This window comes from Streptomyces sp. NPDC033165 (assembly GCF_055577965.1).
On sequence record NZ_JBVIPK010000003.1, the window covers coordinates 656560 to 669250 of the forward strand.

The following is a 12691-nucleotide window of genomic DNA, read 5'->3' on the forward strand; positions in this document are numbered from 1 at the left end:
GGTGCGCTGTTCGCGCATACGCTACCGGGCACCGGTGATGTGATCAGCCCGCACCCGTCAGCCGATATCCGACCGGTATGCGATGTCCGGTATGGATGGACGGCCGCCGTGACGGGTCTCACTTCTTGCTGTCGATGACCGCCTTCATCACGTCCTTCGCGATCGGGGCGGCCAGCCCGCCACCGGAGATGTCGTCCCGGTTGGCGTTGCCGTCCTCGACCACGACGGCGACGGCGACCGGGGAGCCGTTGTCGGTCTTCGCGTACGAGATGAACCAGGCGTACGGCTTCTCGCTGTTGTTCAGACCGTGCTGTGCGGTACCGGTCTTGCCGCCCACTGTGACGCCGGGGATCTGCGCGTTGGTTCCCGTGCCGTCGTTGACGACGGTCTCCATCATCTGCTGGACCTTCTGGGCGTTCTCACCGGAGAGCGCGCGGCTGAGCTCTTCGGGCTCGTGGGTGTAGACCGGGTCCAGGTTGGGCGCCTGACGCTCGGCGACCATGTACGGATCCATCAGCTTGCCGTCGTTGGCGATGGCCGCGGCCACCATGGCCATCTGGAGCGGGGTGGTGCGGTTGGACGCCTGGCCGATGCCCGCCATGGCGTTCTGCGGCCTGTTGTCCTCGGGGTAGATGCTCGCGTCGGCGCGGACGGGCGTGAAGACTTCCTTGTTGAAACCGAACTTGTCCGTCTGCTCGATCATCTTCTGGTTGCCGAGGTCGTCGCTGATCTTCCCGAAGACGGTGTTGCAGGACCAGCGCAGGGCCTCCCGCAGCGAGGCGTCCTTGCAGGGGATGCTGCCCTCGTTCTTCAGCTGGACGGTGGACTGCGGCAGGGTCCAGGGCAGCGGCGAGTCGGTCTTGGCGTCGATGTCGTCGTAGAGCCCGTTCTCCAGGGCGGCGGCGGCGGTGACGACCTTGAAGGTGGAGCCCGGGGGGTAGGTCTCGCGCAATGCCCGGTTGAGCATCGGCTTGTCCTTGTCCTTCAGGAGCTGCTGCCGGTCGTCCGAGTCCTTGAACGAGTTCCCGGCGAAGACCGAGGGGTCGTAGGAGGGGGTGCTGGCGAGAGCGAGGATGGCGCCCGTCTTCGGATCAAGGGCGACGACCGCGCCCTTCTTCTTTCCGAGCCCCTCGAAGGCGGCCTTCTGAGCGTCGCCGTTGAGGGTGGTGACGACGTTGCCGCCGCGCTTCTTGTCTCCCGTGAACATCGACAGCGTCCGGTCGAAGAACAGCTGGTCGCTGTTGCCGGTCAGGATGCCGTCCTCAAGGTTCTCCAGCTGCGAGGAGCCGAAGGCCTGCGAGGAGTAGCCGGTCACGGGGGCCCACAGGGGGCCGTCCTTCCAGACCCGCTTGTACGTGAAGTCGCTGTCCTCGGTCTCGACGGAGCCGGTGATCGCCTTGCCGTCGACGATGATGTCGCCGCGCTCGTGGGCGTACCGCTCGATCTCGACGCGGCGGTTGTACTTGTGGCTGTTCAGCTCATCGGCACGGACGTACTGGAGCCAGTTGTCCCGGATGAGAAGGGCGAGGATGAGGATGCCGCAGAAGATCGCGATCCGGCGCAGGGGCTTGTTCACGGTCGGACCACCTGGGTCATCTCGGCGTCCGTGGACGGGGCGGGGGCGGGCGCCGGCCGTCGGGCGGTGTCGCTGATCCGGATCAGGATGGCGATCAGAGCCCAGTTGGCGAGCACGGACGAACCGCCGGCGGCGAGGAAGGGCATCGTCATACCGGTGAGCGGGATGAGGCCCATGACCCCACCGGCGACGACGAAGACCTGGATCGCGAAGGCACCGGAGAGCCCGATGGCCAGCAGCTTGCCGAACGGGTCGCGGGCGGCCAGCGCGGTGCGTACACCGCGCTCGATGATCAGGCCGTACAGCAGGAGGAAGGCCATCACGCCGGCGAGGCCGAGCTCCTCGCCCACGGTGGCGAGGATGAAGTCCGTGTTGGCCGCGAACAGGATCAGGTCGGAGTGGCCCTGGCCGAGCCCGGTGCCGAGCGTCCCGCCGGAACCGAAGGACATCAGCACCTGAGCCATCTGCTCACTGGCGGCATGCGTGCCCCAGCCGGCGAACGGGTCGAGCCAGGCGGTGACGCGGTCCTGCACGTGCGGCTCGAAGGAGGCCACACTGACGGCGCCCACGGCCGACATGGTCAGGCCGAAGACGATCCAGCTGGTGCGCTCGGTCGCCACGTAGAGCATGACGACGAACATGCCGAAGAAGAGGAGCGAGGTGCCGAGGTCCGTCTCGAAGACGAGGATCAGGATCGACATCGCCCAGATGGCCAGGATCGGTCCGAGGTCACGCCCGCGGGGCAGGTAAAGCCCCATGAAGCGGCGGCTGGCCAGAGCCAGGGCGTCGCGCTTCACCATCAGATAGCCGGAGAAGAAGATCGCGATGACGATCTTCGCGAACTCGCCGGGCTGGAGGGAGCCGATCCCCGGGATGGTGATCCAGATCCGCGCGCCGAACTGCGGCGGGAAGAACATCGGCAGGATCAGCAGGATGAGCGCCACCACCATGGAGATGTAGGTGTAGCGCTGGAGGATGCGGTGGTCCTTGAGCAGGATCAGCACCCCGACGAAGAGGGCGACCCCCATCGCCGAGAAAAGCAGCTGTTTGGATGCGGCGGGCGCGAAGTTGGGGTGGTTGAGCAGCCGTTCCGACTGGTCCAGGCGCCAGATGAGCGCCAGCCCCAGCCCGTTCAGCAGTGTTGCCAGCGGCAGCAGCAACGGATCGGCGTACTTGGCGAACCTCCGTACCACGAGGTGGGCCACCCCGCCGAGCAGCGCGAGCCCCGCCCCGTAGCCGAGCATCCCCGAGGGCAGTTCGCCGTTGAGGGCGAGCCCCACGTTGGCGTAGGCGAACACCGAGATGGCGACGGCGAAGATGACGAGCGCCAGCTCGGTGTTGCGGCGGCTCGGTGCGTCGATCGCGCCGATGGTGGTCGTATTGGTGACAACGCTCATGGTGCTGAAGGCCCCCTACGGCTTACTGCTTACCGCACTGCGGTACCAGCTTCTTCTCTTCCTCCGAGAGGCTGGGGCCGGGAGTGGGAGCTGTGGTCGACTTGGTCCCCTTGGCGGAGAACGTGGCGGAAGTCCTGGTGGCGGGAGCACCGGCGGTGCCGCCGGCCTCGCCCTCGCCGGTACGGGCCCGGTTCTCGGCCTCGGCCGCGCGGCGCTGCGCGTCCTTCTTGCAGGCGGAGGCCTGGGTGGCGAGCTCGGCGACCTTCTCGCGGGCGTCCTTGAGGCTGCCCTCGGCGATGGTCGCCTCGACCTGCTTGCGCTGGTAGGGCGGCAGGTACTTGAGCTCGATCTCGGGGTGGTCCTTCTCGACCTTCGAGAGCGAGACCCAGGCGAGGTCCTGGCTGATGCCCCGGAACAGCGCCACGTTCTCGTTCTGTGTGCCGACGTAGTACTGGGTCTGCGTCCAGCGGAAGCCGCCGTACAGTCCGCCGCCGATCACGGCCAGCGCGAGCACGATGTAGACGGACCGCTTGAACCATTTGCGGCCGCCGCCCCGCTTGACGTAGTCGTCGTCCGTGTAGGCGTCGTAGGGGCCGTCCGGCATGCCGTCGTAGCCGGCGTCGCCGCTGCCGGGCGGGCCGAAGCCGCCGGCGGGCGGGGGGGTGGGGCGGCCGAGGCCGGCCGCGCGTCCGGCGGGCGTCTGCATGGCCCCGCCGTCGCCCAGCTGGGCCTGGTTCTCGGCGACCGCGCCGACGACGACCGGGGTGTCGTTGAGCTGGCCGGCCAGGGTGTCGTTGCTGTCGACGTCCAGGACGTCGGCCACGATGCAGGTGATGTTGTCGGGGCCGCCGCCGCGCAGAGCGAGCTGGATCAGCTCCTGGATGGTCTCCTGCGGGCCCTGGTAGCTGGCCAGGGTCTCTTCCATCGTCTGGTGGGAGACGACGCCGGAGAGGCCGTCGGAACAGATCAGGTAGCGGTCGCCGGCGCGGACTTCGCGGATGGAGAGGTCCGGCTCGACATGGTCGCCGCTGCCCAGCGCCCGCATCAGCAGGGAGCGCTGGGGGTGGGTGGTGGCCTCTTCCTCGGTGATCCGGCCCTCGTCGACGAGACGCTGTACCCAGGTGTGGTCCTGGGTGATCTGTGTCAGGACGCCGTCGCGCAGCAGATAGGCGCGGGAGTCGCCGACGTGGACCAGCCCGAGTCGCTGGCCGGTCCAGAGCAGGGCGGTGAGCGTGGTGCCCATGCCCTCCAGCTGGGGGTCCTCCTCGACCATGACACGCAGCTGGTCGTTGGCCTGCTGGACCGCGGTGCCCAGCGAGGTCAGGAGGTCGGAACCTGGTACGTCGTCGTCGAGCTGGACGAGCGTGGAGATCACCTCGGAACTGGCGACCTCCCCGGCCGCCTGACCGCCCATGCCGTCGGCGATGGCGAGGAGCCGGGGTCCGGCATAGCCGGAGTCCTCGTTGCCCTCGCGGATCATGCCTTTGTGCGACCCGGCGGCGAAGCGCAGCGACAGACTCATGCGCACCTGCCCCGTCGACTCCGCCTCGGGGTACAGCCTGTCTCGAGCCACACTGCCCACCCTCCGGTCGGGAACCGGCCGGCGTCCGTCGTCCAGGCCGCCGCGGCTCGCTCGCTCCGCTCGCTCATTGTCGTACTACTTCCGCAGCTCGATGACGGTCTTGCCGATACGGATCGGCGCGCCCAGCGGAACTGGTGTCGGGGTGGTGAGCCGGGTCCGGTCCAGATACGTGCCGTTGGTGGACCCGAGATCCTCGACGATCCACTGGCCGTCACGGTCCGGGTAGATCCTGGCATGCCTGCTGGACGCGTAGTCGTCGTCCAGCACGATGGTCGAATCGTGGGCCCGGCCCAGGGTGATGGTCTGGCCCTGGAGCGCGACCGTCGTGCCCGTGAGCGTGCCTTCGGACACGACCAGCTTCGTGGGTGCCCCGCGGCGCTGCCGACCGGGCTGCTGGCGCTGCTGGGGCGGCGCCGCCTGTTGTTGTGTGCGGCCCTGCTGAGGGCGAGCGTCGGCGGCAGTGCGGCGTGAGCCGCGCTGCGTGACGCGCGTTCCGAACAGGTCGCTGCGGATGACCTGGACGGCCACGATGACGAACAGCCACAGAACAGCCAGGAAACCTAGCCGCATGACCGTCAGGGTCAGCTCTGACATTGCCCCCGCTTCACCCTTCGGCTTGCCGGTAAACGATGGTGGTGCTGCCCACGACGATCCGCGAGCCGTCGCGGAGCGTAGCGCGGGTGGTGTGCTGCCCGTCTACCACGATGCCGTTGGTAGACCCGAGATCCTGGATCGTCGAGGGCGTTCCGGTCCGGATCTCACAGTGCCGGCGCGATACGCCGGGGTCGTCGATCCGCACGTCGGCGTCGGTGCTGCGTCCCAGCACCAGCGTCGGGCGGGAGATCTGATGGCGGGTGCCGTTGATCTCGATCCAGCGCCGCGTCTGCGTGTCCGGCAGGGGGCCGGGCGTGGTGGGCGGGCGCCGGTCGGTCGTGGGACCCGAGGGCCGTCCGGCACCGGGCGGCGGGGCCGCGGGCATCGGCGGAGCGGCGGTCGGGGGGTAGCCGTAGCCGCCAGGAGCCTGCGGCGCGGCGGGCCGCCCGGGGGCGGGGCGCTGGGGCTGGCCGTGGCCGGGCTGGTCCAGCTGTGACGAGCTCGACGCCAGGGTGCGGCTGCGCACCCGGTAGAGGCCGGTGTCGAGGTCGTCGGCCTTCTCCAGGTGGACCTTGATCGGTCCCATGAAGGTGTAGCGCTGCTGCTTGGCGTAGTCACGCACCAGGCCGGACAGTTCGTCGCCCAGCTGGCCCGAGTACGGGCTGAGCCGCTCGTAGTCGGGTGTGCTGAGCTCGACGATGAAGTCATTGGGGACGACAGTCCGCTCGCGGTTCCAGATCGTCGCGTTGTTGTCGCACTCCCGCTGGAGGGCGCCCGCGATCTCGACCGGCTGTACCTCGGACTTGAAGACCTTGGCGAAGGTGCCGTTGACCAGCCCTTCGAGGCGCTGCTCGAAACGCTTCATGACCCCCATGGGGCACCTCCTCCGGTGTCATCGTCCCTGTACTGCTTACTGATCGTATCCACGCGTCGGGAAATCGGCTGGTTCCCCTTGTCTGGCCTGTGGATGAGTGTCACCCCTCACACGGATCGTAGAGGTGGCCTCCTCACAGTGTCCCGCACCCGGGACACACTCTGGAGGAGTGGGGGCGGCGGCTCGGGGTTCCCGCTTCGCGTCCGGAGGCCGGGGTGAAACAACGGATGTGAATCCACCCTGTCCAGCGTGCTAATCTTCCGGATGTCGCCAGGCGCTCGCACCACACGGTGAGAGAGTCTGAAAACACCACTCATGCGCGAGTGGCGGAACGGCAGACGCGCTGGCTTCAGGTGCCAGTGTCCTTAGGGACGTGGGGGTTCAAATCCCCCCTCGCGCACAACAGCAGTCACTCGTGACTGCGAAGTTGATTCGATAGGCCCCCGCTTCGGAGAGATCCGGAGCGGGGGTTCTTCGTTGTTCCGGGGCGTCTGTGTTTTTGACGGGCGGGCGGGGTACGGACAGCCCGATAGGGGAGGGGTGCGGTCGGTGGCCCGCCCGTGGGGGCGCGGTTTCCGGACAGACCGATGGCCGGTGCAACGGCGCGCTTGCTTACGCTGAATGCAGAGGTTGGATCGACGGCGGCTCGGCGGTGCAGGGCTGAGCCGCACAGAACGTCCCGGAGGCAGGAAATGGCGAAGCAGGCTCGCGCGGTCCAGACGTGGCGGTCGATCGTGGACGCCGCGGCGAGTGTCTTCGACGACTACGGCTACGAGCGTGCCGCCATCTCGGAGATTCTCCGCCGTGCCAAGGTGACCAAGGGGGCGCTGTACTTCCACTTCGCCTCCAAGGAAGCGATCGCGCAGGCGATCATGGACGAGCAGACCTCGACGGTGGAGTTCTCGCAGGAGGGCTCCCCCCTCCAGTCCCTGGTGGACGGCGGTCAGCAGTTCGCCTTCGCTCTGCGCCACAACGCGATGGCCCGCGCCGGTACGAGGCTGTCCATCGAGGGCGTCTTCCTCGGCGGCCCGCACCCGTGGGGTGACTGGATCGACGCGACGGCCCGGATGCTGGAGCTGGGGCAGGAGCGCGGCGAGGTGTTCCCCCAGATCGACCCGATGGTGTCGGCCAAGATCATCGTCGCCTCGTTCACCGGCATTCAGCTGGTCTCGGAGGCCGACACCGGTCGCGCTGACCTGCGCGAGCAGGTGGCGGAGATGTGGCGCCACATCCTGCCGTCGATCGCCCACCCCGGTGTCATCGCCCACATCAAGCCGGAGGGCCGGGTGGACCTGGCGGCCCAGGCGCGCGAACAGGCGGAGCGCGAGGCTCGGGAGGCGGAGGAGGCCCGGACGGCGCAAGAGGTGCGGGAGCGGGAGGCGCGGGAGCTACGGGAGCAGGAGGCCGGTCGTACGGCCGCCGCTGCCGTTGCCGCTGCTGACAACGCGAAGGGCGCGGGTGTGGCGGCCGGAGGGCTCGCCTGATCAGCCCGTAGGGCGTGCCGCGTTTCACGTTCGTGAGGCGTGCTGTGTTTCACGTGAAACACCCGATTCGTCATGATCATCGTGCGGCAGGGCCGCGGAGCTCGTAGGAGCTTCGCGGTCCTGTTCGCGTTGGGCTCCGCATCGGCCCTCGTATTGGGCTTCGCATCGGCCCCCGTGTTGGGCTTCGCGTTGGGTTCTCAGGCGGCGAGGCGGCGAGGCCGAGGGCCTTGGCCTGCTCCCGGGCGTCGGTGAACGCCTTGGCGCGGGAGGCCTCGGCGAGCGGAATCAGCTCGGCCATCGACGGCTGTGAGTGGGCGAGGGTCAGCTCCGGAACGATGAAGTCCACCTGGACGAGAACATTGCCGTGAGCAGTTCTCCAGGTAATCGTGAGCAGCTTCTCCAGGTAATTCTGGACAAATTCGAAGCTCTCGCGTGGGGTGCCCGGAGCGTACAAGCCACCGCGACTGGCGACGACGGTCACCGGGGTGCCGGTGATGGCAGAGCCAGGCCCCGTTGTGGCCCACCTTGATCACCTGGTCCAGCCGGGCCATGAGGGTGGACGGGATCGTGAAGTTGTACATCGGTGCACTTGATCAGGGCGGCGTCCGCCGCGGCGAGCTCGTCGGCGAGTTCCCGGTGGAGCGGGCCATCGGCACCCGCGGCCGCGGCGTAGGCGTTCAGGCGGGGCAGCGGAATCGGCGGCGAAGTCCGCGATGGATGGCGGTGCCGTCCGGGTGCTGTTCGAGTCAGGCCTCCACGAACACCGCGGTGACATCGCGGGAGGCGGAGCCCCTGGGGGCATGACGGATCACGGCGAGCAGGACTGTCGGCGGGTCGATGTGGCGATCAGCCGCCTCTTCGAGCTGTTCGGCAAGCGCTGGACCAGCCCGATCGTCTCCGTGCTGTTGCGGTGGCCCGGTGTACTTCGCCGAGCTGCGGCGCGCGATTCCCGAGATCAGCGAGCTCATGCTCTCGGATCGGCTGACCGAACCCGGTGCGGCTGCTCTGGTGATCCGCGGGTTGACGAAGATCTGTCGTTGCGCGTCGCGTACCGCCTCACCAAGGCCGCCGCCGCGATGGAGCCCGCACTGAAGAAGCTCGGGCGGTGGGCGGACGCCTACCTGGCGCCGGAGGCCGACACCGGCTGCTCACGACGCCCGATCCGTTGTCTGCGTGACCGACGGAGGTCCCCTCCGCAATAAAGATGTATGCTACAACTAATAAATAGTTGTAGAAGCCAACCATTGGGAGATCGTTCAGATGCCCGCAGGCTCTCGTACCGCTCCGGGCGCCCCCGCAGGGACGCTGCGCCATGTGCTGGGTCACCTCCTCACCCCCCTACTGATGTGTGTCGGCATGGGGCTCGCCTACCTGGGGGCTTTCCACGCCCCACAGCCGCACGATCTGCGCGTGGACGTCGTCGGCTCCGGTCCGAGCGCGCGGGTGCTGGCCCAGTCCCTCCAGGACAAGGCGGACGGCGCTCTGAACGTGCGGACCGTGGCGGACCGCTCCACGGCGGTGGAGCACCTCAGGACCCAGGCGAGCTACGGGGCGTACCTACCGGGCGCCGCCCCCGAACTGCTGGTGGCCACCGCGTCGTCGGACACCAGCGCCACCGTCGTGGAGAAGGTCTTCACCGGGGTCGCGGCCGATCAGGGCGCGCCCCTGAAGGTGGTGAATGTGGCGCCCACCGCGGACGGTGATCCGACCGGGCAGGGCATCTTCTTCCTGCTGGTCGCGATCAGCATCGGCTCGTACGCCTCGGTCGCCGTGATCGGCGGTGCGGGCGGTGCCCTGCCGCTGCGGACCAGGGCCGCGCTGGTGGCGGGTGCCTCGCTGGTGGTGAGCCTGATCGGCGCGGTGTTCGCGGGGCCGCTGTTCGGGCTGGTCGATCACGGCCTCGCCGTGCTGTGGGCGCTGGCCTGGCTCTACTCCGCGGGCATCCTGTTGATCGGGGTGGGGCTGCACACCTTCCTCAAGCGGTGGACGACGCTCGGCGTGATGGTCCTGTTCGTCATGCTCAACTTCACCAGCTCCGGCGGCATCTTCCGCCCCGAGCTCCAGCCCGGCTTCTTCGGTTCGCTGCACGCCTTCTGGAACGGTGCGGGCTTCCTCGAAGGAGTTCGCAGCCACGTCTACTTCGACGGGTACGCGTTCGGCGGCCATGTGCTTGTCCTGGTGCTCTGGTTCCTCGTGGGCCTGGCGGTGCTGGGCCTCGCAGGACTGGACGAGGCGCGCAGGCGGGCGGAGCCGTCCGGGGGCGGGGGCGTTGCTGTACGGGAGACGGCGGCGCGGCCCTCCGACGGGAAGTCCCGGCCCTCCGACGGGGAGCTGGAGGAAGAGCTGGAGGAGGCGGTCGGCGTCTGATCTGTGCCGGATCAGGGCCGGACCCGCGCCGGATCAGGGCCGAACCCGCGCCGGATCAGGGCCGGACCCGCGCTCGCTCGGCATCGGGATCGGCTTCGGGCCGGCTTCGGACCGGCTTCGGATAGGCGGCCGACCGGACCGGGGTGGTCCGTAGTTATCCACAGGCCCGGGCGGGTGTGCGGGAACGGCGGTACCGTCGTGCTCGGTCGCTGGTGGACAGGGCCGCTGACCGGCGGGGAGCCGGGCAGCCGGAGTGCGTACGAGGTGGGGGAGGCGACGCTCCATGAGCGGAACCGAGGCGACGATGCCGGAACAGCGAACTGCGAGGGCGGATCTACGCATTCCGGTCGTGCCCGGGTTCGCCCGGCGCGGGGCATCGCTGTCGCAGAAGGCGGCGGGCAAGTCTCTCCGCGGCCGGGTGCCGCGTTCCGCGCACGCCTCGCTTGCCCTGCCACCGGGGCGGCCGGACGCGGTGCGGGCGGTCGAGGAGTCGAACCGAGGCCGGGTGCCGGGGCTGACGCCGATACGGGTCGGGCGGATGGCGGCCACCCCGTTCGCCTTCCTGCGGGGTGCGGCCGGGCTGATGGCCCACGACCTGACGGGCAGCCCGGTCACCGGCGTGGGCGCCCAGCTCTGCGGCGACGCGCACGCGGCCAACTTCGGCCTCTACGGCGACGCTCGTGGCAGCCTGGTCATCGATCTGAACGACTTCGACGAGACCGTGTTCGGGCCCTGGGAGTGGGACCTCAAGCGGCTCGCCACCTCCCTGGTGCTCGCGGGCCGCGCGGCCGGGGCCGACGAGGACACCTGCCGCCGGGGAGCCTACGACGCCGTCGGCGCCTACCGGCGCACCATGCGGCTGCTGGCCCGGCTGCCCGCACTCGACGCCTGGAACGCCATCGCGGACGAGGAGCTCGTCTCGCACACCGACGCGCGTGATCTGGCGGGCACCCTGGAGCGGGTCTCGGAGAAGGCCCGCAACAACACCAGCGCCCGGTTCGCGGCCCGGTCCACGGAGGAGTGCCCAGACGGCGGCCGCCGCTTCGTCGACGCCCCGCCCGTGCTGCGCCGGGTACCGGACGCCGAGGCCTCAGCAGTGGCGGCCGGGCTCGGCGGCTATCTCTCCACCGTCTCCGAGGACCGGGCGCCGCTGCTGGCCCGGTACGCGATCCACGACGTGGCCTTCCGCGTGGTCGGCACCGGCAGCGTGGGCACCCGGTCGTATGTGGTGCTGCTGCTCGACCACCGCAGCGAGCCGCTGGTACTCCAGGTGAAGGAGGCGCGTCCGTCGGTGCTCGCCCCCCACCTTCCGGCGGTCGGCTTCGACGCTCCGCAGGTGGACCACGAGGGCCGCCGGGTGGTGCTCGGGCAGAAGAGGATGCAGGTCGTCAGCGACATACTGCTCGGCTGGGCGGACGTCGACGGCAGGCCGTACCAGGTGCGTCAGTTCAGGAACCGCAAGGGCAGCGTGGACCCCGCCGCGCTCGCCGCCGACCAGGTCGACGACTACGGGCGGATGACCGGTGCCCTGCTCGCGCGGGCGCACGCGCACAGCGCCGACCCCCGTCTGCTGGCGGGCTACTGCGGCAAGAACGACGAGCTCGACGAGGCGGTGGCGGCCTTCGCGGTCACCTACGCCGACCGTACGGAGGCGGATCACGCCGAGCTGGTGCGGGCGATCAAGGCGGGCCGGCTGGCCGCGGAGTTCGGTATATGACGGGTCCCTGAGGCGGTCCTGGCCGGTCCTTGACGGGCCCCTGACGGGCTCCTGGTGGCTTCCTGAGGCGGTGGGCTCCGGGCCGGGGCCCACCGCGTGTGCCGGACCGCCGGGGCGTGGCCATACGCTGGACGGGTGACCCACGAAGCCGCCGGGGTGCCGCCCACCCGGAACGATGATGACCGGCAGGACAACGACCGGCCGGACGCGCCGCAGCCCACGCCGGAAGCGCAGGGTGCGCCGGGCCGCGCGGATGCTGCCGCCGGGCAGTCCGCCGAGCCGCAGGACGCCGCTGCGCGCCCCGAGGCGCGCCTAGCCAAGGCGGTGCAGGCCGCCGAGCAGGCGTTGATCGAGTTCGAGATCGCGGTGGAGACCTTCCGGGTGGAGGTCGAGAACTTCTCCCGGCTGCACCATCAGAAGCTCGGCCCGATGTACGCCCGCCTCGACGAGCTGGACGCCTTGATCGCCGAGGCGCGGGCCGCACGCACCGGTGACCCCGAGGACCAGCGCAAGGCCCGCGAGGCGCGGGCGGTCGTCATGCCGATGCCCGGCGTCGACGAGCTGTTCCACGACTGGATGGACACCGACGGGCTGTCCCCCGAGGCCGCGGCCATGCTCACCGAGCAGCCGGTCCGGCCGCCGAAGCGGGTCAGGCCGAGCGAGGAGGCCCGCAAGCTCTACCGGGATCTGGCTCGCAAGGCGCACCCGGACCTCGCCCAGGACGAGCAGGAGCGGGCGCGCCGTGACGAGTTCATCGCCCGGGTGAACGCCGCCTACGGCCGCGGCGATGTCGAGCTGCTCAAAGAGCTCGTGGCGGAGTGGGAGGCGGGTCCCGTGCAGCCGCCGGCCCCGCTGAGCGAGAGCGAGGAACTCTACGCCCGGCTGGAGTGGCTCAGCAGGCGCAAGGAGCTGCTGACGGTGCTGGCCAAGGAGCTGGAGGAGAGCGCCATCGGCTCGATGCTCCGGATGGCCCCGGACGATCCGGACCAGCTGCTGGAGGACATCGGTGAGCAGTTGCTGGGCGAGGTGTCCCGGCGTGAGGCCGAGCTCGCGGAGATGGTGCAGTAGCGTTCCGGGTGACTCTGCCGCGTACGTACGAG

General features: G+C 69.6%; 9 protein-coding genes, 1 tRNA gene and 2 pseudogenes. 6 read left to right on the plus strand and 6 right to left on the minus strand.

Annotation, left to right across the window (positions count from 1 at the left end):
* Window positions 1-118 precede the first annotated feature (118 nt).
* The 5 genes from ACZ5WC_RS10875 to ACZ5WC_RS10895 form a co-directional block, all read right to left on the minus strand.
* The gene (locus ACZ5WC_RS10875; RefSeq protein WP_096633011.1) at window positions 119-1576 is read right to left on the minus strand and encodes a peptidoglycan D,D-transpeptidase FtsI family protein; all 1458 of its coding nucleotides are present in this window, start codon (window positions 1574-1576) and stop codon (window positions 119-121) included.
* Window positions 1573-2973 carry an FtsW/RodA/SpoVE family cell cycle protein gene (locus ACZ5WC_RS10880; protein WP_468540458.1) on the minus strand — a complete coding sequence of 467 codons (1401 nt, stop codon included), beginning with the start codon at window positions 2971-2973 and terminating at the stop codon, window positions 1573-1575. Before ACZ5WC_RS10880 ends, ACZ5WC_RS10875 begins: the two co-directional genes overlap by 4 nt.
* A gap of 22 nt (window positions 2974-2995) precedes the next feature.
* Window positions 2996-4495 (minus strand): Stp1/IreP family PP2C-type Ser/Thr phosphatase, encoded by a 1500-nt coding sequence (locus ACZ5WC_RS10885; protein WP_468540555.1) that lies wholly within the window; start codon window positions 4493-4495, stop codon window positions 2996-2998.
* Between the two features lie 135 nt (window positions 4496-4630).
* Entirely contained in the window at window positions 4631-5149 is a 519-nt protein-coding gene (locus ACZ5WC_RS10890; RefSeq protein ID WP_096633008.1) for an FHA domain-containing protein FhaB/FipA, read from the minus strand.
* Window positions 5150-5159: 10 nt separating this feature from the next.
* A complete protein-coding gene (locus ACZ5WC_RS10895) occupies window positions 5160-6023 on the minus strand; it encodes an FhaA domain-containing protein (RefSeq protein WP_468540459.1) in 864 nt (287 codons plus the stop codon).
* Window positions 6024-6340: 317 nt separating this feature from the next.
* On the opposite strand from ACZ5WC_RS10895, the gene ACZ5WC_RS10900 reads away from it, so the two are divergent.
* Both ACZ5WC_RS10900 and ACZ5WC_RS10905 read left to right on the plus strand, forming a co-directional pair.
* A tRNA-Leu gene (locus ACZ5WC_RS10900) sits at window positions 6341-6423 on the plus strand.
* A gap of 292 nt (window positions 6424-6715) precedes the next feature.
* Window positions 6716-7507: a ScbR family autoregulator-binding transcription factor gene (locus ACZ5WC_RS10905; protein ID WP_468540460.1), complete on the plus strand. Its 792-nt coding sequence runs from the start codon at window positions 6716-6718 to the stop codon at window positions 7505-7507.
* 220 nt (window positions 7508-7727) lie between these two features.
* On the opposite strand, the pseudogene ACZ5WC_RS10910 reads toward ACZ5WC_RS10905, so the two are convergent.
* Window positions 7728-8328, minus strand: a pseudogene (locus ACZ5WC_RS10910) (NAD(P)H-dependent oxidoreductase); the annotation flags it as partial.
* Here ACZ5WC_RS10910 and ACZ5WC_RS10915 point away from each other — a divergent pair.
* The 4 genes and pseudogenes from ACZ5WC_RS10915 to ACZ5WC_RS10930 all read left to right on the plus strand — a co-directional run bounded on the left by ACZ5WC_RS10915 (window position 8308) and on the right by ACZ5WC_RS10930 (window position 12659).
* A pseudogene (locus tag ACZ5WC_RS10915) lies at window positions 8308-8709 on the plus strand (winged helix-turn-helix transcriptional regulator). The pseudogenes ACZ5WC_RS10910 and ACZ5WC_RS10915 overlap by 21 nt on opposite strands.
* A gap of 58 nt (window positions 8710-8767) precedes the next feature.
* Entirely contained in the window at window positions 8768-9874 is a 1107-nt protein-coding gene (locus ACZ5WC_RS10920) for an ABC-2 transporter permease (RefSeq protein ID WP_468540461.1), read from the plus strand.
* 418 nt (window positions 9875-10292) lie between these two features.
* Window positions 10293-11591 carry a DUF2252 domain-containing protein gene (locus ACZ5WC_RS10925; RefSeq protein ID WP_468540556.1) on the plus strand — a complete coding sequence of 433 codons (1299 nt, stop codon included), beginning with the start codon at window positions 10293-10295 and terminating at the stop codon, window positions 11589-11591.
* Between the two features lie 135 nt (window positions 11592-11726).
* Complete coding sequence (locus ACZ5WC_RS10930) at window positions 11727-12659, plus strand: J domain-containing protein (RefSeq protein ID WP_468540462.1); 933 nt, start codon at window positions 11727-11729, stop codon at window positions 12657-12659.
* Window positions 12660-12691: the final 32 nt, after the last annotated feature.